At 33.9% G+C, this 20124-nt stretch carries 17 protein-coding genes and 1 pseudogene; 12 read left to right on the top strand and 6 right to left on the bottom strand.

All coding sequences use genetic code 11. The features are described 5' to 3' along the window. Window positions 1–25 precede the first annotated feature (25 nt). From GB234_RS11990 to GB234_RS12030, 9 genes and pseudogenes are all read left to right on the top strand, one after another. Entirely contained in the window at window positions 26–1108 is a 1083-nt protein-coding gene (locus GB234_RS11990; RefSeq protein ID WP_151894817.1) for an aminotransferase class V-fold PLP-dependent enzyme, read from the top strand. Further along, window positions 1105–1917, top strand: a complete 813-nt coding sequence (locus GB234_RS11995) for a transporter (RefSeq protein ID WP_151894818.1) — start codon at window positions 1105–1107, stop codon at window positions 1915–1917. Before GB234_RS11990 ends, GB234_RS11995 begins: the two co-directional genes overlap by 4 nt. Window positions 1918–2000: 83 nt before the next feature. Beyond that, the gene (gene galE / locus GB234_RS12000; protein ID WP_151894819.1) at window positions 2001–3017 is read left to right on the top strand and encodes a UDP-glucose 4-epimerase GalE; all 1017 of its coding nucleotides are present in this window, start codon (window positions 2001–2003) and stop codon (window positions 3015–3017) included. 58 nt (window positions 3018–3075) lie between these two features. Next, on the top strand, window positions 3076–4341 hold the full coding sequence (locus GB234_RS12005; protein ID WP_151894820.1) for a cation:proton antiporter: 1266 nt from the start codon (window positions 3076–3078) through the stop codon (window positions 4339–4341). A 52-nt stretch (window positions 4342–4393) separates the two neighbouring features. After that, window positions 4394–5296, top strand: a complete 903-nt coding sequence (era, locus tag GB234_RS12010; protein WP_151894821.1) for a GTPase Era — start codon at window positions 4394–4396, stop codon at window positions 5294–5296. Window positions 5297–5415: 119 nt separating this feature from the next. Next, a pseudogene (locus GB234_RS12015) lies at window positions 5416–6186 on the top strand (M90 family metallopeptidase). Window positions 6187–6379: 193 nt separating this feature from the next. Then, on the top strand, window positions 6380–7684 hold the full coding sequence (gene der / locus GB234_RS12020; protein WP_151894822.1) for a ribosome biogenesis GTPase Der: 1305 nt from the start codon (window positions 6380–6382) through the stop codon (window positions 7682–7684). Window positions 7685–7734: 50 nt separating this feature from the next. After that, the gene (locus tag GB234_RS12025) at window positions 7735–8295 is read left to right on the top strand and encodes a hypothetical protein (RefSeq protein WP_151894823.1); all 561 of its coding nucleotides are present in this window, start codon (window positions 7735–7737) and stop codon (window positions 8293–8295) included. A gap of 88 nt (window positions 8296–8383) precedes the next feature. Further along, window positions 8384–11149, top strand: coding sequence for an outer membrane beta-barrel protein (locus GB234_RS12030; RefSeq protein ID WP_151894824.1), 2766 nt, complete (start codon window positions 8384–8386; stop codon window positions 11147–11149). A 258-nt stretch (window positions 11150–11407) separates the two neighbouring features. On the opposite strand, the gene GB234_RS12035 is transcribed toward GB234_RS12030, so the two are convergent. The 6 genes from GB234_RS12035 to GB234_RS12060 form a co-directional block, all read right to left on the bottom strand. Next, window positions 11408–12169, bottom strand: a complete 762-nt coding sequence (locus tag GB234_RS12035) for a TPM domain-containing protein (RefSeq protein ID WP_151895075.1) — start codon at window positions 12167–12169, stop codon at window positions 11408–11410. Between the two features lie 110 nt (window positions 12170–12279). Then, a complete protein-coding gene (locus GB234_RS12040; RefSeq protein WP_151894825.1) occupies window positions 12280–12717 on the bottom strand; it encodes a TPM domain-containing protein in 438 nt (145 codons plus the stop codon). A 55-nt stretch (window positions 12718–12772) separates the two neighbouring features. Next, window positions 12773–13720, bottom strand: a complete 948-nt coding sequence (locus GB234_RS12045; RefSeq protein ID WP_151894826.1) for a hypothetical protein — start codon at window positions 13718–13720, stop codon at window positions 12773–12775. A 19-nt stretch (window positions 13721–13739) separates the two neighbouring features. After that, on the bottom strand, window positions 13740–14348 hold the full coding sequence (locus tag GB234_RS12050; protein WP_151894827.1) for a LemA family protein: 609 nt from the start codon (window positions 14346–14348) through the stop codon (window positions 13740–13742). A gap of 10 nt (window positions 14349–14358) precedes the next feature. Beyond that, entirely contained in the window at window positions 14359–14688 is a 330-nt protein-coding gene (locus GB234_RS12055; RefSeq protein WP_151894828.1) for a MerR family transcriptional regulator, read from the bottom strand. A 121-nt stretch (window positions 14689–14809) separates the two neighbouring features. Then, window positions 14810–15787, bottom strand: a complete 978-nt coding sequence (locus GB234_RS12060) for a M23 family metallopeptidase (RefSeq protein ID WP_151894829.1) — start codon at window positions 15785–15787, stop codon at window positions 14810–14812. A gap of 120 nt (window positions 15788–15907) precedes the next feature. Here GB234_RS12060 and alaS point away from each other — a divergent pair, with 120 nt between their 5' ends. The 3 genes from alaS to GB234_RS12075 all read left to right on the top strand — a co-directional run bounded on the left by alaS (window position 15908) and on the right by GB234_RS12075 (window position 20122). Further along, on the top strand, window positions 15908–18520 hold the full coding sequence (gene alaS / locus GB234_RS12065; RefSeq protein ID WP_151894830.1) for an alanine--tRNA ligase: 2613 nt from the start codon (window positions 15908–15910) through the stop codon (window positions 18518–18520). Between the two features lie 4 nt (window positions 18521–18524). Further along, entirely contained in the window at window positions 18525–19475 is a 951-nt protein-coding gene (locus tag GB234_RS12070; protein WP_151894831.1) for a GSCFA domain-containing protein, read from the top strand. Between the two features lie 131 nt (window positions 19476–19606). Continuing rightward, window positions 19607–20122: a DUF6252 domain-containing protein gene (locus tag GB234_RS12075; RefSeq protein ID WP_151894832.1), complete on the top strand. Its 516-nt coding sequence runs from the start codon at window positions 19607–19609 to the stop codon at window positions 20120–20122. Window positions 20123–20124: the final 2 nt, after the last annotated feature.

The raw sequence follows: 20124 nt of genomic DNA on the forward strand, positions 1-20124 counted from the left end.
TTTTAACAATTTTGCCTATCGCTTTATGGAAGATTTAAGAAATGAATTCCCAGCATTACAAGGTCAAACTTATTTAAACACAGCAAGCTCTGGACTACTTTCTAAGACCCTTTACAGGTGGAGGGCAGCTCATGAAAAGGAGCTATTAGAAAACGGAGCCAACTTTACAATCCGTAAAAAAATTCCTGAGGATACACGCCAAGCAGTAGCTCAATTTTTTGACGTAAAAGTAGATGAGGTGGCATTAATTCCTAATTTTTCATTTGGTTTTAATTCGGTTTTAGAAGGGTTGTCAAAGGGGCAAAAAGTGTTAATGCTTAAAAATGATTATCCGTCACTGCGATGGCCCATTGAAACACGTGATTTTAATGTGTGTTATGCTGAAATTTCTGAAAACCTTGAAGCAAATATTTCCGAAGCCTTTGAAAAACACCGTCCAGATATTTTTGTGTTCTCAATTGTGCAATGGTTGAGTGGTGTAAAAATGGATTTTAATTTTTTAAAAGAATTAAAGGCACATTACCCTAATGTGTTATTTATGGCAGATGCTACACAGTATTTAGGGACAGAATATTTTAGTTTTGCTAATAATGCAATTGATGTTGTAGCTGCAAGTTGTTATAAGTGGCTGTTAGCAGGCTTCGGAAATGGAATAATGCTGGTAAAACGCGAAGCACAAGAAAAAATTTATCCAGCGACTATAGGTTTTAATGGTGCCGAAACGTTTGAAAGTAATGCAGAAGACACAAAATTTAATAGGCATTTTGAACCAGGCCATCAAGACACTTTTAACTGCGGAAGTCTTCATCAAGCAATCCTCCAAGCCGAAAAATATGGAATTGATGCTATAGCAAATAAAATTAATGTGCTTAAAAGTACTGCTATAGAAGGATTAAGTGGATTAGGGTTGCTTACTTCAATGACAGCAAATCGATCAACTCACTCCTCAATTATTAATTTTAAAGGGGATGGTGTTCTATTTCAGAAATTAAAAGAAAAAAATATTATATGTTCCCTTCGTGGTGGAGGCATAAGGGTAAGTTTTCATTATTATAACGACCTAGATGATGTTGCCAAATTATTGGATACATTAAAAAAGGAGTTATGAAAAATATTTTATGGGTTTTTATTTTGCTACTAACGATACCTGCATCTTTTGGTCAAGGAGCTATTGATGGTTTTTTCAAAGAAAAGGGTAGTGGTTCTATAGTTTTGGGAGCGGGATTTGAGGATACAAAAAATTATTTTGCGGGTAATACGCGTACAGACATAAGTAGATCACTTTATTATGGTAGTCTTTTTGGCGCTTATGGCGTTACAAATAATTTTGATGTCAATGTTTCTGTACCTTTTTTAAGTAGTAATGATAATACAAGCTTCCAAGATATTTCAATTTATGCTAAATATAAAGTAGCAACTTTTGAAAAAAACAACTTTAAATATGATGTAGGAGTTGCTGGGGGATTTTCAACTCCTTTAACAGATTATGATGTGGGTGGTCTCAATGATATAGGGCAGCAAGCCACTGTTGTAAGTGGTAGAATATTGATACATGTGACGTATGATTTTCAATGGTTTGCTACATTACAAACAGGTTATGCTTATAAATTTGATGAAGTCCCCGAAAGTTTGTTAACTACACTAAAGCTAGGAAAGGCAACCTCAAAATGGTATTATGATGTTTTTTTTGATTATCAGCATTCCTTTGGCGGGATTGACTATTTAGGTACACCTCAACCACAAAATTTTAAAGAATTTGGGGTAGATTTCAAAAAAGTGGGTGGTACAGTATTTCATTCTTTCAATAAGCAATGGGGTGGTTATTTAAGTTTAGGTTATGTTATCAATGGTCGAAATGTTTTTCAAGGTCCAAGTTATGGAATAGGTGCAGTTTATAATTTTAAGCGTGTAAAATAAAATTGTTTACTTCGGAAATTTTAATTTCATAAAACTCCTTTTTAATATTAAAAGAGTAGTTTTATTGCATAGAAATTTTGAAAATGAAAATAGTAGTTACTGGAGGTTTAGGTTTTATAGGCTCTCATGTAGTTGTTGAATTGCAACAAAAAGGATTTGAGGTTGTTATTATCGATAACCTATCAAACGCCGATAAAAATGTGCTTAATGGTATTGCCGAAATTACTGGTATCACTCCCGTTTTTGAAGAACTAGACTTGCGAGATAAAGACTCTGTTGTTGATTTCTTTTCTAGATATACTAAAATTGATGGCGTAATACATTTTGCTGCTTCAAAAGCAGTGGGCGAAAGTGTTGAAAATCCATTATTGTATTATGAAAATAACTTGAATACGTTAGTTTATGTATTACAAGAAATGCAGAAAAAGGAAAACGCTAATTTTATATTCAGCTCCTCTTGTACCGTTTATGGACAGGCAGATATAATGCCTATAACAGAAAACGCACCAGTAAAACCAGCCGAATCTCCCTACGGAAACACAAAGCAAATAGGGGAGGAGATTATTAAAGATGTTTGTAACGTAACACCTAGTTTAAAGGCAATTGCTCTTAGATACTTTAACCCAATTGGAGCTCATAAAAGTGCAATTATTGGTGAATTACCAATAGGTACACCACAAAATTTAGTTCCATACATTATGCAAACCGCAACTGGACAACGAGAACAACTTTCTGTCTTTGGAGATGATTATCCTACGCCAGATGGCACAGCAATACGAGATTATATTCATGTAGTAGATCTAGCTAAAGCACATGTTGTGGCGCTTGAAAAATTATTAAAGAATGATATGCAATCTAATTTTGATTTTTTCAATATTGGAACCGGAAAAGGAAGCTCAGTAATTAAAGTTGTAAATACTTTTAAAAAAGTAACAGGAACTAATTTAAATTATAAAATAGTTGCTCGCCGTAAAGGTGATGTTGTTGAAGCGTATGCAAATACAACAAAGGCGAAGAGTATTTTAGGTTGGCAAACCGAGTTAACATTAGAGGATGCATTAGCTGATGCATGGAGGTGGGAGCAGAAAATTAGTTCTTAAATTATAATTTCATTCTGTTTTAATCAATAATAGTTTAGTTGTTTAAAAAACCTTTTATATGGATTACTTTTTAATAATTACAGTATTGGTTTTTTTGGCTGCAGCATTTGGATATACAAATGTTCGGTTTTTGAAGTTACCTAATACAATTGGATTAATGTTGATTACTATTTTATTCACTTTTGCGGTGTTTATTTTAAGTTATATTGACGATTCTTTATTAAACGCAGAACGATATATAATAACACAGATTGATTTTAAAAAAGTATTGCTAGATATTATGCTTAGCTTTTTACTTTTTGCTGGTGCATTACATACAAATTTTGACGAGTTAAAAACACAAAGATGGCCAGTGCTTTTGTTTTCCACAGTAGGAGTAATTGTTTCAACATTCTTAGTGGGAACAGCTATGTTTTATGTGTTACAAATTTTAAGCTTTAATATAGAGTTTATACATTGTTTGTTATTTGGGGCTTTAATCTCTCCAACAGATCCAATTGCAGTATTAGGAATTTTAAAAAAGGCGGGAGTTCCTAAAAAATTAGAAGCTAAAATTGTAGGAGAGTCTCTATTTAATGATGGTGTAGGAGTAGTTGTTTTCTTAACTATTTTTCAAATTGCAGAATTAGATAAAAATGGCACAATAAATCCAATGGATGTGGTGGTATTGTTTTCTCAAGAAGTTTTAGGCGGAATATTATTAGGACTACTATTAGGGTATATAACATATAGACTTTTAAAATCAATTAACGACTATGACATTGAGGTCATAATTACTCTTGCAACAGTAATGGTTGGAACTGCTATAGCTCAAAAACTTCATCTTTCAGCACCATTAGCTATGGTTACAGCAGGGCTTTTTGTAGGTAATGATATAATTCGTCAGAGGTCAATGTCTCACACTACAGAAACCTACGTTGATAAATTTTGGGAGCTAATAGATATTTTATTAAACACCATCCTTTTTGTATTAATAGGTATGGAAATACTAGTCCTTACTTTTTCATTAAATTACATTATTGCTGGATTTTTGGCAATTCCAATAATATTAGCATGTCGCTATGTGTCCTTACTCTTACCAATTAGTATCTTCAGAAAAAAATTAAAATTTATACCTAAAACCAACTTAATAATGACTTGGGGTGGACTTAGAGGAGGTATTTCTATAGCACTCGCACTAGGATTGACAGAAACAATGGAGCGGGATTTATTTGTTGTAATTACATATGTGGTTGTTGTGTTTTCAATTTTGGTTCAAGGACTTACGGTAGGTGCTTTGGTGAAACGAGTGCGGGTAAAATATATGCATGAAATAGAAAATTAGTCATTTATTATAAAATTGCCTTAGCAATTTTTAAAGTAGTTATCTTTGCACTATGGAAGAAACTACAGTACAACATAAAGCTGGATTTGTAAATATTATAGGAAACCCTAATGTGGGTAAAAGTACCTTAATGAATGCCTTTGTAGGCGAACGACTCTCTATAATTACTTCAAAAGCACAAACCACACGTCATAGAATTTTAGGAATTGTAAATGGTGATAACTTTCAGATGTTACTTAGCGACACTCCAGGAATTATAAAACCTGCGTATGAGCTACAATCAAATATGATGGACTTTGTAAAAAGTGCGTTTGAAGATGCAGATGTATTACTTTACATAGTTGAGCTTGGAGAAAAGGAGTTAAAGGATGAGGCGTTTTTCAACAAAATTAAAGCAAGCAAAATTCCCGTTTTATTATTACTTAATAAAATTGATAAAGGGAATGAAGTGTTGTTAAAAGAAGCTTTAGAACATTGGGGAGAAAAAGTGCCTAATGCAGAGATTTTTGCGATATCTGCTTTACAAAACTTTGGCGTAGCCGAAGTCTTTACTCGTATTATAGAACTGCTTCCAGACTCACCTCCATTTTATCCTAAAGATCAATTAACAGATAAGCCAGAACGGTTTTTTGTAAACGAAACTATCCGAGAGAAAATATTGATTCATTATAAAAAAGAGATTCCTTATTCTGTAGAGATTGATACAGAAGAGTTTTTTGAAGATGAAGATATTATTCGTATTAGAGCTGTGATTATGGTGGAGCGTGATTCTCAAAAGGGGATTATCATTGGTCACAAAGGGGAAGCTATCAAACGCGTGGGGATTGAAGCAAGAAAAGACCTTGAAAAGTTCTTCGGAAAACAAATACACTTGGAAACATATGTAAAAGTGAATAAAAACTGGAGAAGCGATGTGAGACAGTTGAGGCGTTTTGGGTATAATAACAAAGGATAGTTAATTTTTATTCCTTGTCAATCTTAGTTTATTTTAAAATTAGGTTGCTAGTATTAGTTTAATTTTCTTCAAAGTATACTTTGAAAGTTTTTGATTTACTAAAGTTTAAATCTATTTATATGCTTCTCCCAATAATTCTATTTGTTCTACTCGTTATTTTTGCTATCTACGCGTTTAGTACTTTAAAAAGCAAGGCTGTGCAAAAATTTCCGAAGGAATGGGACAAAGCATTGTTAAATCGTGTGCAGTTTTATAAAAATCTATCTGAGGAAAAAAGAAAGGTTTTCAAAAAACGAATGATGGCTTTTTTAAGTGAAATCAATATTGAAGGTGTTAAAACACAAGTAACAGAAGAAGATAGAATGCTAATTGCTGCAAGTGCAGTAATACCCGTTTTTGGATTTGGTGATTGGCGTTACAATAACTTGAGTAGCATACTCATTTATCCAGATAATTTTACTGAAGATTTAGAATTTACAGGCTAGGGTAATCAACGCATGATTGCAGGTCTGGTAGGAACGGGACGGTTTGAAAAGCAAATGATCTTGTCAAAAAGAGCAATTCATCATGCATTTGAAAACAACACAGACAAGCACAATACACCCGTACATGAGTTTGTGCATTTGCTTGATAAGCTTGATGGTGAAACAGATGGCATTCCAGAACGCTTGTTGGAACATAAGTATATCATACCTTGGACAAAATTAATGCATGATGAAATGGAGTCCATTAATAATAATGAAAGCGACATTAGAAAATATGGAGGAACAAATCAAGGCGAATTCTTTGCGGTTGTAAGCGAATATTTTTTTGAACGTCCAGACCTCTTTGAAAAAAAACATCCAGAATTATACCAGATGCTTGTGAGGTGCTTTCAACAAAAACCTTAAAAATATGTTGTTTAGCTTTTAAACATAGCATACATATTGAGTTTTTTCTAATGAATAATATTTCCGAAGAAAGTCAGAATAATCTTTAATTTCGCTTACATTTTTAGCTTTATAAAGTTTAAGTAGAACTACCTGTTATACATGGTTTTTCTGTCAAATAAAGAGTATTTTTGCAAACTATTAAATTTGATGAATTATGAGTATAGTTGCTATCGTAGGACGCCCTAATGTGGGAAAATCTACTTTTTTTAATCGGTTGATACAAAGGAGAGAAGCCATTGTTGATGCTGTGAGTGGGGTTACACGAGACCGCCATTATGGGAAAAGTGATTGGAATGGGAAAGAATTTTCTGTGATTGATACTGGAGGTTATGTGAAAGGTAGTGATGATGTTTTTGAAGCCGAAATAGATAAACAAGTAGAACTTGCCATTGATGAAGCTGATGCTATTATCTTCATGGTAGAAGTAGAAGCGGGAGTTACAGGAATGGATGAGGAAGTAGCCCGTTTACTTAGAAAATCTAAAAAGCCTGTCTTCTTAGCCGTTAATAAAGTGGATAATGGACAGCGTGCTCAAGATGCTGTTGAGTTTTATTCCTTAGGTTTTGAGAATTTTTATACTATTTCGAGTATTAATGGAAGTGGGAGTGGAGAGCTGCTGGATGATTTAATAAAAGCATTGCCAGAGCAAGAACAAAAAACTGAAGATGCATTACCACGTTTTGCTGTAGTAGGAAGACCTAATGCTGGAAAATCATCATTTATAAATGCTTTAATTGGTGAGGAGCGTTACATAGTAACAGATATTGCGGGAACAACAAGAGATAGTATTGATACAAAATACAACCGTTTTGGGTTTGAGTTTAATCTTGTTGATACTGCAGGAATTAGAAAAAAACGAAAAGTTAAAGAAGACTTGGAGTTTTATTCTGTAATGCGAAGTGTACGCGCTATAGAACATAGTGATGTTATTATTCTTGTTTTTGACGCCGAACGTGGATTTGACGGTCAAGTACAAAAAATATTTTGGCTAGCACATCGCAACAATAAAGGTGTTGTAATACTGGCTAACAAATGGGATTTAATTGAAAAAGATACTAAGAGCGCTAAGGAATTTGAAACTTATATTCGTCGACAATGTGAACCTTTTACAGATGTGCCTATTGTTTTTATGTCAGTTTTAAACAAACAGCGCATTTTCAAAGCTATTGAAACAGCTGTTGAGGTTTATGAGAATAGAAGTAAGAGGATAAAAACGAGTGAGCTAAACGATACGTTGTTGCCAATTATTGACAGAACGCCACCTCCACAGCACAAAGGAAAATATGTAAAAATTAAATACATTACACAATTGCCTACACCGCACCCGTGTTTTGCGTTTTTTGCAAACTTGCCTCAATATATAAAGGACCCATATAAGCGTTATCTTGAAAATCAATTACGTAAAGAGTTTGATTTTAATGGTGTACCTGTAACTGTTTATATTCGTAAAAAATAACTGTGCGTTTCATTGCTATTATAGTCTCTTTTTTATGTGTTGTTTTTTTTATGAGTTGTAATAATATAGCCGAAAAAAACAACAACGAAGTCCTTGATGCCTCCAAAAAAATAAATATTAGTCTTGAAAAAGCAAACATTGAAAGCCAAAGCGTTAATGATGCTACCTTACAAATAGCAATCAAAGAATACCCTTTATATTCAACACAGCTAATTCAAGTTTCAAAGGCAAGTGAACAATTAAGGTTAGTAATTGACTCATTAAAATCTAACGGACTTGAATTAAGTGAAAACTATCAAGAAATGAACGGTTCAAAGTATTATGATACGTTGTTTTTTGAAGGGGATAATATTTCAGAAAAGGGCCAAACTCTAGTGAGTGCTATCGAAAATTATAGACATACGCTACGTTCAAATTTTAGGGATAGGATGCCTCAATTTATAAAAACGGTCCAACCACTTTTTACAACTCACAGTATTAATGGTAAATTATGGCTTGTATATCATTTTAAAGGATTCTCAACAATTACAACAATTACAAAACTCACTCAAATAGAGGCAGATATAGTGCAAACCAATAATAGACTGGTTGATATGATATCTCAAATGTAACATTAGTTTAGATAGCTTGTTTGTTTTATATCGCGGCAACAATTATTTGTTTAAACCGTTGTTTTATAGTCAATCAAAAATCAATCGCATGCGCTTACTAACCTTAACGCTATTTTTTTTCACATCCATAATATTTGCTCAAGAGTTTATTATTGAGGGTTCCCTTACAGATGCACAAAGTGGTGTTCCTCTAGAATCTGCAACAGTCTATGCAGAGAAAATTCAAGATTCAACCTTAGTAACATATACTATAAGTGATCAAAATGGATATTTTAAATTAATTGGGAATTCTGGAGCAAAAGAGGTAAATGTCAATATTAGCTTTATAGGTTATGAAGGTTACTTGAAAAAAGTTTCAATAAAAGATAGAATTGTAAACTTAGAAAATATAAAAATGTTGCCTTCTTCTGAAAAACTAGACGGTATAACCATCACCGCAAAGCGAGCACCTGTAACAATCAAAAAAGATACATTAGAGTTTAACGTAGCATCTTTTAAAACTAAGAAAGATGCAAATGTAGAGGATCTTTTAAAAGAACTTCCTGGCGTTGAGGTAGACAGTGAAGGGAATATTACTGTTAATGGAAAACCAGTAAATAAAATTCTAGTAAACGGGAAACCATTCTTTGGAGATGACCCAACCATTGCCACCCGAAATCTTACTAAAGAGATAGTTGATAAAATTCAAGTAACAGATACAAAAACGGATAGCGAAGCATTTGCTGGAGAAGCTGGTGATGATGAAAATAAGACCATCAATATTACAATTGATGAAGAAAAAAATAAAGGAATCTTTGGAAGAGTTGCAGCTGGAGGAGGTACTGATGAAAGGTTTGAATATGCAGGGCTAATTAATTATTTTGATAATGAATTAAGAGTAAGTGCGCTAGGAGGTGGTAATAATACAAATTCGCCTGGGTTTAGCTTTGGAGAATTAGATAAAATGTTTGGTGGCGCTCGGTATGTTTCTATGAACAGTAACGGGGCTATTAATTACGGAGGGCGCAATTTTGGAGGAGGACAAGGAATTACAAACTCAAGAGTAGGTGGTGCTAATTTTGCAGATGAGCTGGGTAAAGAGACAGAAATTTCCGCAGACTATTTTTATTCAGCATCAAATTCGTTTAATAACGAAATTAGAAATAGAGAAAATATCCTTCCAGATGATAGGTTTATTTCAAACAGTGCTTCAAGTTCAAAGAGTGAAACTGATGGTCACAATGTAAATGTCTCATTCAAAACTGAAATAGACAGCACATTTCAGATTGAAATAAGACCCCAATTTAATTATAGTAAGGGGGTAAGTGCATATAGTGATACTGAAACTTCTAGTAGATTAAACGGGGATATAACAAACCAATCAAGCACTAATAGATTAAGTGAGAGCAAAAATTCTTCTTTTGAAAATAGACTAGAACTCACAAAAAAATATGGTGCTAATGGCGGGTTTTTTAGAATACGATTTAATAACGATGTTTCTAAAGATGAAAATGATGACGAGCTGCAAAGTAATACAGAGATTTTTGGCGATGACCCTAATACCATTATAAGAAATCAACGCACTGACGGTGAACAAAAGAATAGTGGGTTTGAGGTACAAACAAGATTAAGGTATCCTATATTTTCAAAAAAATTGTACCTTGAAGGTACATATACTTACGAAACTGATGACAGAGAGGATAAACAGAGTGTTTTTGATTTTGATGAAGGTACTCAAACCTATGGTCTATTTAATATTGAGCAAAGCACAGATTTTAATAACAAAAATAAGAGTTCTAAACCAGAGATTGGGTTGACATTTAGAGGCGAAAACTTTAATATTTCAGCAAATGTAGGATACGTCTCTAGAAAATTAGAGAGTGATGACCAAGTAAGGAATGTAACTTTTAAAAATGACTTTGACGCCATCGAAGCAGGGCTGAGGTCAAGCTATTCCTTTACTAAAAAGCTTCACAGTTGGATGGGGTATAGGCTAAGTAACAACGCACCTTCAGTGGGGCAGTTGTCGCCTTATGTGAATGTTACAAACCCACTTAACATTAGGACTGGAAATCCAGATTTAAAACCTACAAACCGTCATAGCATTTATGCTGGAGTGAATAATTATGATTATCAAACCAAGTCTGGGTTTTTTGGTTATTTAAATGGTAGTTTGAGTAACGATAATGTAGTTTCAAAAACCACAACAGATGAAAATTTTGTTAGAACTACAACATTTACAAATGTGGATGGCGTTTATGATTACAACGCAAATCTAGGGTGGAATAAATCAAAACAATTAGATAGTATTCGCACCGTTAAATTAAATTTAGTTTTAAATTTCTATGGAAATAAAACCGTCAATTTTAATAATGAAATTCAATATGATAGTCGTACAATAACTTTTAGTCCCAAAGTAGGAATAGGTTTTACTTGGAAAGATTTATTTACAATAGAACCAACATACTCAATTAGTTCAAGTAAAAATACATTTGATCTTGTCGCTTTTGAAGATGAGACATACTTACAGCATACTTTAGAATTGGAAACTAATTTTACATATCCTGAAAGGTTTGAGTGGAACAATGATATTAATTATAATTATAATCCAGACGTTGCAGATGGTTTTCAAAAAAGTGCTGTTTTTTGGAACACCTCAGTTTCATATTCAGTCATCAATAATAAAGGGTTGTTAACCCTAAAAGCATACGATTTGCTAAACCAGAATACAAATGCTCGCCGCACCTCCACAGCAGATTATATTCAAGATATTCAAAGCACCGTATTACAACGATACTTTATGCTAAGCTTTAGTTATAAGTTTAATACTTTAGGCAAGAAGGGTGAGACTGATGATAATGGCTGGTGGGATTAATATTGAATAGTGAAAAATATAGATAGGCGGTTTCTTTTTAAATGATTTATAATTTTAAAGAGTTGAGGGATTTTTTGAATGGACTTTTTACTTCGGAAATTTGACTACGGGAAGCAAGTACAATTTATTAAAATTTGTTGACACAATTTAAAATTAGAATCAAAGTCACCACTTATTTTTAATCAACCACCGCCACTTTTTTTGAAGTAGTTTATTTTATAATTGACATAGGTTTTTTTGAGTACTATTTAGTTAAAATTACCAGCCTCCAGAAGCTCCTCCGCCTCCAAAGCCACCTCCACCGAAGCCTCCGCCAAAACCACCTCCAAAGCCTCCGCTTGAAGAGCCGCCACCAAAACTCCCACCTCCAAAGCCACCAGTACGGCCCATGTTTGAAAGTATAATAATGTCTAGTAAACTACTTCCTGTACTTGATCCATTACCACCTTTTCCTCCTCGTCCATTTTTCTTAGAGCTTAGTGCAATTACAAATACAATAAAAAGGAAAATTAAAAAGAAAATTACTTGAGGAGGAATGCCGCCTTCATTTGAGAAGTCACGTTCTTCTTTAAATTCTCCATTAAGTGCCGCAAAAATTGAATCTGCTGCTTGGTCAAGTCCACCATAAAAATTCCCTGCTTTAAATTGTGGTACCATTACACGGTTTATAATACGCTCAGCCATTAAATCTGTAATACGGTATTCAATACCATAACCCGTATTAATATCAACATGTCGATCATCTTTAGCTAATAATATTAAAATACCATTGTCTTCATCTGCTTGACCAATGCCCCATTTTTGTCCCCACTTTGCTCCTAAAAACGAAATATCTTCCCCTTTAGTGGTGCTAATAATGGCGACGACTATTTGGGTTGAGGTAGAATCTGCATATCTAACTAATTTTTGTTCAAGTGAACTTTTCTGCGAAGGTGTCAACAAATTAATATAATCATACACAGATGTCTGCTCCTTAGGAACAGATGGGATTTCAAATTGCGCCACTACATTTCCACTCATTAATAAAGAAAGAGTAAAAAGTAAAGCAGAAATATATGTTTTAATTTTGTTCAAATTATTGTTGATTAATACTCAAGTAAACAAGTTTAGTTTATTGTGAAATCAGCGATTTATCCCACTGATATATCATCTGGTAATTCATTAACATCTCCAGATTTATAAGGGAAGTACTTTTTTAATTGTTCCCCAGCTTTTATAATTCCATCGACAAGGCCTTGGGCAATATTTCCTTTCTTAAAATGGTCAATAATGACGTCTTTAGTGCTTTCCCAAAAATGTGGTGATACTTTATCATTGATGCCTTTATCTCCCATAATAACAAGTGTTCTGTCTTCAACGGCAACATAAATAAGTACACCGTTGCTATGCTTTGTGTTATTCATGTGTAGAATATCAAAAATCTCTGCAGCTCGATCAAAGGCATCAATTATTGAAGTAGCTTCAAGATGTACGCGTATTTCTCCACTGGTATTCCCTTCAGCAATACGAATAGCATTAATAATACTAGCCTCGCCTTCAGCTGTTAAAAAATCTTCTACTTTTGACATTAGCGGTGTTCTTTAATTATTTAAAATATTATTTTCTTCTGAAATATATTTCAATTTAATTTTTCGTTTTAAATGTTTCAATTACTTTTTTAATATCGCTTTCTGCTTTCACGCTTTCTGAGAGATATGTTCCAACAAATATAAAGTAGCCTCCATCTTCATTAAATAAGATTACTTGATACATTTCTTCGTTCTCAGTATTGTCATTTTTAGCATAAAGTGCGTAACCATCTATAGAGTCTAAACTAATATCTTCAACTCCCTTTTCTTTAATTAAAGAATAAGTATCTGGATAGCTATTTAACCTTGAGATGCAAAACTTTTTTTTATCTCTGATTTCTACTTCGGCGTATGATTTATCTATTATTAACGTAGCCTTATCTTCACTTTCAGTAGGTGTTTTTAAATCTCTGTTAAAAAACATAGCATTTCCAATTACCGAGTTAAACTTTAGAGCACCAACTGTTTCATCTACAGTAAAGGCTAATGTTTCTCTAGGGGATAATGCTAAATCATTATCTATATACGCTGAAAGTACACTTGCTTTTATCGACTTTCCAGCTGCAATATCTTCTTGTAAATGCATGCCATTAATCAACATTGTAAATTCATTATTTCCATAAATCAACATTTCTTTTGAAAATACTAAACCATTAGCAGATTGATCTAACTCAATATATAGGCCATCATATCCAGCAATTTTAATTTCTTTTTTGCTTTTCAACTCCATACCCTGTTTTTCTAACATTTCCGTAGTAAATCCATTTTTTACTTCTGGATAAGGCCCTGGAATTTCCATAGTCATTATCATCATTGTTTGATCTTCAGGATTTGCCAATCCTTTAAAGTTTGTGGACTGTTCAAAAGTTGTAGGTGGTATGAGGTAAATGTTTGTTCCCTCAATTAAAACATGTTTTTCTGTGATTGACGTAGGTAACTCTTGTGCATAGCAAAAATTAGTCAATAAGGACAGCCATATTAAAATTTGAAAACTTTTAAACATTGATGATATTCTTTAAAAACTATTTGCTAAAATCAAACTCCACATTAGGAGCAACATCACTACCTTCTTTTGCTTTGAAATAGGCTATTTGATCAAATTTCCCAACAAAATTATTTATCATATTATTTGGAAAAGTTTGAATGTGCTTATTAAATGGTCTTGCGCTTTCGTTAAAACGATTACGCTCCACATTGATTCTGTTTTCAGTGCGCTCTAGTTCGTTGATGAGTTCTTTAAAATTTTCATTAGCTTTTAAGTCTGGATAACGTTCAAATACTGCAAGTAATCTTGATAATGCTCCAGTCATGTTTTCTTGAACCTGTTGAAATTGCGCCATTTTCTCAGGTGTAATGTTTGTTGGGTCTATTGTTATTGAAGTTGCTTTGCTTCGAGCTTCAATAACCTTAGTCAATGTTTCTTGCTCAAATTCAGCATATCCTTTTGCCGTATTTACAATATTAGGAATAAGATCAGCTCTACGCTGGTAAGCACTTTCAACATTACCCCACTGTGCTGTTGCATTTTCTTTGAGATCAATTCCAGTGTTGTAAAATTTAGGTCCCATTGTAAACCCTATAATAGCAAGAATAGCTACGACTGCGATAATAAAAATGAGTGATTTTTTCATGATTTGTATTTTATAGTTGGTTTTTTATTTTAAGTAATTCTGCTTTAACACTGGATAGTTTTCTAATGATTTCAAAATTATCTAGCGTTTTCTTTTTATTTTCTTTTAAATGGATTTTAGCACCCTCAAGAGTAAACCCTCTTTCTTTAACTAGGTGATAAATTAATTCCAGATTTTTAATGTCGGCTGGTGTAAATTTTCGATTTCCTTTAGCGTTTTTTTTAGGCTGTAATACATCAAATTCCTTTTCCCAAAAACGAATCAAACTATTATTCACGCCAAAAGCAGTGGCTACTTCGCCAATATTATAATATAGCTTTTCAGGTAAATTTATGTGCATTGTTTAATAGGTCATGTTTAGTTGTTAGGCAGTATTTAAAGCTTTGAAAATCTGTAAAGATCATTTTTAAAATGTCCTTTCAATAATTTTAGATAAAGTTCAATCAAATTTAAATGAAACACTAATCTAAACTTTGATTTTCCGCTTGAGATTTCTTTAATATATCTGCAAATTCTTCGGGGCTTAAATTTCCGTAGTAAAAGTTAATAGGATTTATGCGTTCTCCATCTTTAAAAACTTCATAGTGTAAATGTGGAGCCTCAGATCTTCCCGTACTTCCTACAAACCCAATGAGGTCACCACGTTTTACTTTGTAACCCCTTTTGACATTGTATTTGTAGAGGTGTGCGTAAAGACTTTCATACCCAAAACCATGTTCTATGCGTATGTGATTACCATAACCAGAAGCTGAGTTGTCTGCTCTCGTCACAGTGCCATCACCACTCGCGTATACTGGCGTTCCACGAGGCGCAGTAAAATCCATCCCAAAATGAAACTTACGTGCCTTTGTAAATGGGTCTGTACGATACCCGTAACCAGAAGCCATGCGTGTTAAATCTTCATTATTTACAGGTTGTATTGCTGGAATCGCAGCTAATAATTCTTCCTTTTCTTCTGCCATAATCGCAATCTCATCTAGTGATTTTGATTGTACAACAATTTGTTTTGTGAGAATGTCTAATCTTTTATTACTTGAAACTATTAATGAAGAATTGTCAAACCCTTCAAGGTCTTTGTATCTATTAATTCCACCAAAACCAGCTTTACGTTGCTCATCTGGTATAGGGTTTGCTTCAAAATAAACACGATACAAATTATTGTCGCGATCTGCAATTTCATGAAGCACCACCTCTGCTTCATTCATTTTTTTATTCAATAAATCTAGCTGTAATTCTAGGTTCGCTAGCTCACGTGCTTGTGTTTTCTCCTTAGGAGTTTCAAACCCAGGGAGATTTATAAAAAATAGCATTAATAGGAAGCCGCTTAATACAACACCCAATACACTCAAGAAAAAAATGCTCGTCTTGCGGCCCTTTTTTCGTTCTATTTTTCGATAGGAAAGAGTTTCGCTATCGTAATAATATTTTACCTTAGACATACGCCAAAAAAACTTATTTTTGCTCGTTGATATGTTGCGCTTTTTAGCACAACGTTACACAAATATAGAAATTGTTTCGCTACTACACTAAATCGTATTAGCTACCACAAAATATAACCTATGAAGTCCAGCGAAATACGCTCCAAGTTTTTAGAGTTTTTTGAATCAAAATCACACGATATTGTACAATCTGCACCTATGGTGTTGAAAAACGACCCTACGTTAATGTTTGTCAATAGTGGGATGGCACCTTTTAAAGAGTATTTCCTCGGAAACGGTACCCCTAAGAACACTAGGTTAACTGATACACAAAAATGTCTTCGTGTTAGTGGAAAACATAATGATCTTGAAGAAGTAGGTTACGATACCTATCACCACACTTTATTTGAAATGCTGGGTAATTGGAGTTTTGGAGATTATTTTAAAACCGAAGCAATCGCTTGGGCGTGGGAGCTTTTAACCGAAGTTTTCAACATAGACAAAGACATTTTATATGTAACTGTTTTTGAAGGGAGTGATGATGCTGATAATCTCAAAATGGACACGGAGGCATACGATATTTGGAAGCAATATATTTCAGAAGATAGAATTCTTAAAGGGAATAAAAAGGATAATTTTTGGGAAATGGGCGACCAAGGACCATGTGGGCCTTGTTCTGAAATACATGTGGATATTCGCTCTGCAGAAGAAAAAACCAAAGTTGATGGCAAGTCATTAGTAAACATGGATCATCCACAAGTGGTGGAAATTTGGAATCTCGTTTTCATGCAATACAACCGCAAAGCAAACGGTAGCCTTGAGGTTTTGCCCAATAAGCACATTGATACTGGGATGGGGTTTGAGCGTTTATGTATGGTGTTGCAAAATGTAACATCTAACTATGATACAGATGTTTTTACACCTATTATTCGTGAAATTGAAACCATCACAAATACAGATTACGGGAAAGATGAAAAGATTGATATTGCGATTAGAGTAATTAGTGACCACGTGCGCGCGGTAGCATTTTCAATCGCAGACGGACAATTACCAAGTAACACAGGAGCAGGTTATGTAATACGTCGTATTTTAAGACGTGCTGTACGTTATGGTTTTACATTTTTAGATAAAAAAGAACCTTTTATTTACAGGCTCGTTTCAATATTAAGTGCAAGAATGGGCGATGCTTTTCCTGAAATTAAAAGCCAAAAACAACTTATTGAAAATGTAATTAAAGAAGAAGAAACTTCCTTTTTACGCACTCTAGACCAAGGATTAGTTTTACTTGATAGAATGATTGAAGGTGAAAGTTCTAAAGAAATTTCTGGTGCAAAAGTGTTTGAGTTGAAAGATACTTATGGTTTTCCAGAAGATTTAACAGATCTTATTCTAAGAGAAAGAGGTTTTACATATTCAAAAAAGGAATTTGCCAAAAAATTACAAGAACAAAAAGATAGAGGGAAAGAAGCATCTGCATCACAATCTGATGATTGGGTTGTCATAAAAGAAGATGCAGAAGAGGAGTTTGTAGGGTATGATACACTAGAAACACAAGTAAGCTTAACGCGCTACCGTAAAGTAACATCAAAGAAAGACGGTGAGCAGTATCAACTTGTATTTAATATGACACCATTTTATGCAGAAGGTGGTGGGCAAGTAGGAGATAAAGGTTATTTAGAACAACCTAATGGCGACGTTATATACATCCTTGATACTAAAAAGGAGAATAATTTAATTATTCACTTCGCAAAAAACTTACCTAAGAATTTAGATGCGACAATGAAAGCAGTTGTTGACGTAAAACAACGCTATAGAACAGAGTGTAATCATACAGCTACACATTTATTGCACCAAGGGTTGCGCGAAATTTTAGGAACTCACGTTGAGCAAAAAGGAAGCTCGGTACACTCAAAATATTTACGCTTTGACTTTTCACATTTTTCAAAAGTTACTGATGAGCAATTACGTGATGTTGAAGATTTTGTAAATGCAAGAATAGCAGGTCGTTTACCACTTCAAGAAAACCGAAGTGTTCCCATGGAACAAGCAATTGAAGAAGGTGCGATGGCGCTTTTTGGAGAAAAATATGGAGATGCGGTGCGTACCATTCGTTTTGGGCAATCGATAGAACTTTGTGGAGGAACTCATGTGGCCAATACTGCAGATATATGGCACTTTAAAATTAAAGGTGAAGGAGCAGTTGCAGCAGGAGTTCGCCGTATTGAAGCAATTACCAATGATGCAGTAAAAGATTATTTTGCAGAAAACGATAAGGCTTACGCCGATATAAAATCACTTTTAAATAATGCCAAAGAACCTACTGCAGCTATCGAAAAAATACAATTAGAAAACGCAGATTTAAAGAAACAAGTAGAACAATTATTAAAAGATAAAGCTAAAAATATTAAAGGCGATTTAAAAGCCGAAGTCAGTCAAATCAACGGAGTTAATTTCTTGACAAAGGAATTGGATTTAGACGCTAATTCACTCAAAGATTTAGCTTTTGAACTTGGGGGAGAAATAGATAATTTATTTATTCTCTTTGGAAGTAATAATGATGGGAAGGCTTTATTAACGTGCTACATCGACAAAAAACTAGTGGCCGAAAAAAGCCTCAATGCAGGAACTATTGTTAGAGAGCTAGGAAAACACATTCAAGGTGGCGGCGGCGGACAACCATTTTTTGCGACAGCAGGTGGAAAAAACCCTGATGGAATTGCAAAAGCACTTGAAGAAGTAAAAGCTTATTTATAGTAGAATGAAACTCCAAACAACAATTCCACTTTCAGCAGCGCTAAATCAAATTGATTATAACTCAAAAGTGCTTTTTTTAGGGAGTTGTTTTGCTGAGAATATTGGGGAGAAGTTGGAATACTTTAAGTTTCAAAATTTAGTAAACCCTTTCGGGATTATATTTCATCCTATTGCAATAGAGAAGTTAATTACTCGCGCAATTAATGAAGTCAATTTTACAGAAAATGATATCTTTTATCATAATGAACAATGGCATTGCTTTGAAGTTCATTCTTCGCTTTCAAATGCAGATAAAGAGTTGTTTTTGTCAACGCTTAATGCAGTTATAGATGATTTTAAAAATTATATTTTTGAAGCTTCTCATTTAGTATTGACCTTGGGAACAGCCTGGGTATATCGTGAAATTGCAAGCGATATGGTAGTTGCTAATTGTCATAAAATTCCGCAGAAAAAGTTTTTAAAAGAATTGCTGTCGCCTTACGATGTAAGCGATGCATTGCAAGGTATTGAAGCTTTAATTAAAAATGTAAATCCTAATTGTATAATCATTAATACGGTTTCGCCCGTGCGACATACTAAAGATGGTATTGTAGCAAATAGCCTAAGTAAGGCGCGTTTGATTTCAGGTGTTCACGATGTTATAGAACCTAGAAAAAACACTCATTATTTTCCATCTTTCGAGATTATGATGGATGAACTTCGTGATTATCGTTTTTACGAAGAGGACTTAATCCACCCTAACAATACTGCTATTTCTATTATTTGGGAAAAATTTAAAACGGTTTGGATTGCTTCGGAAACGGAACCACTTCAAAAAAAAATTGACACCATTCAAAAAGGGCTACTCCACCGTCCTTTTAACGAGGAGAGTGAGGGGCATTTAAAATTTAAAGAAGATTTAAAGTCTAAAATTTCCGAAGTAAAATACATATTACCTCAAGTAGATTTTAATTAAGTTATTTTAAAGTAACTGCCATCAATTTAGCGATATACGTCAAATGCCCTATTGAATCTGTTTGATTCTTAGGGCATCTTTGTTTCATAACTAATCATTCCTCTATAGATGAGGATTTAAAACCCAAAATTATGAAACTTTTCAAACATTTTTTCCTTACAATTATTATGGTATCCTCTCTTGTTGCTTGTAAAAGCGATGACGACGCAGGCGGCGATGGAGCTGCAGCAGATGGCACTTTGACGGCAACAGTGAGCGGTGCAGGTTTTACTAGTAATGCTGCTGCAACAACTGCAGTAATTCAAAGCGCAGGTGGCACCCAATCGCTATTAATAACGGCTAACGATTTAGGTGGTAAAAATATAACGCTTACTGTGAGTGGTGGTTACGAGGGTGTTGGCACCTATAATATAGGTGGAGATAATATGGTTTTTGTAACAGGTTCTTACATTGAAGTAAATCCTTCAAACCCACAAGATGCACAAACATGGTCAGCACCATATGCAGATAGCGGAATTGCAGGTGAATTAAATATAACCGAAGTAAGTGATACTGCAGTAAAGGGCACTTTTTTCTTTGATGGTAAAAACAACAATGATGACTCTATTAAGAATATTACATCTGGTTCATTTAGTATCAATTTATAACA

It is taken from the genome of Patiriisocius marinistellae (genome assembly GCF_009014635.1).
Classification (GTDB): Bacteria; Bacteroidota; Bacteroidia; order Flavobacteriales; family Flavobacteriaceae; genus Patiriisocius; species Patiriisocius marinistellae.

Coding starts and splice junctions, on each gene's coding strand:
- GB234_RS11990 (WP_151894817.1), top strand. CDS start 26: ATGGAAGATTTAAGAAATGAATTCCCAGCATTACAAGGTCAAACTTAT.
- GB234_RS11995 (WP_151894818.1), top strand. CDS start 1,105: ATGAAAAATATTTTATGGGTTTTTATTTTGCTACTAACGATACCTGCA.
- galE (WP_151894819.1), top strand. CDS start 2,001: ATGAAAATAGTAGTTACTGGAGGTTTAGGTTTTATAGGCTCTCATGTA.
- GB234_RS12005 (WP_151894820.1), top strand. CDS start 3,076: ATGGATTACTTTTTAATAATTACAGTATTGGTTTTTTTGGCTGCAGCA.
- era (WP_151894821.1), top strand. CDS start 4,394: ATGGAAGAAACTACAGTACAACATAAAGCTGGATTTGTAAATATTATA.
- GB234_RS12025 (WP_151894823.1), top strand. CDS start 7,735: ATGAGTTGTAATAATATAGCCGAAAAAAACAACAACGAAGTCCTTGAT.
- GB234_RS12030 (WP_151894824.1), top strand. CDS start 8,384: ATGCGCTTACTAACCTTAACGCTATTTTTTTTCACATCCATAATATTT.
- GB234_RS12035 (WP_151895075.1), bottom strand. CDS start 12,169: ATGAGTGGAAATGTAGTGGCGCAATTTGAAATCCCATCTGTTCCTAAG.
- GB234_RS12040 (WP_151894825.1), bottom strand. CDS start 12,717: ATGTCAAAAGTAGAAGATTTTTTAACAGCTGAAGGCGAGGCTAGTATT.
- GB234_RS12045 (WP_151894826.1), bottom strand. CDS start 13,720: ATGTTTAAAAGTTTTCAAATTTTAATATGGCTGTCCTTATTGACTAAT.
- GB234_RS12050 (WP_151894827.1), bottom strand. CDS start 14,348: ATGAAAAAATCACTCATTTTTATTATCGCAGTCGTAGCTATTCTTGCT.
- GB234_RS12055 (WP_151894828.1), bottom strand. CDS start 14,688: ATGCACATAAATTTACCTGAAAAGCTATATTATAATATTGGCGAAGTA.
- GB234_RS12060 (WP_151894829.1), bottom strand. CDS start 15,787: ATGTCTAAGGTAAAATATTATTACGATAGCGAAACTCTTTCCTATCGA.
- alaS (WP_151894830.1), top strand. CDS start 15,908: ATGAAGTCCAGCGAAATACGCTCCAAGTTTTTAGAGTTTTTTGAATCA.
- GB234_RS12070 (WP_151894831.1), top strand. CDS start 18,525: ATGAAACTCCAAACAACAATTCCACTTTCAGCAGCGCTAAATCAAATT.
- GB234_RS12075 (WP_151894832.1), top strand. CDS start 19,607: ATGAAACTTTTCAAACATTTTTTCCTTACAATTATTATGGTATCCTCT.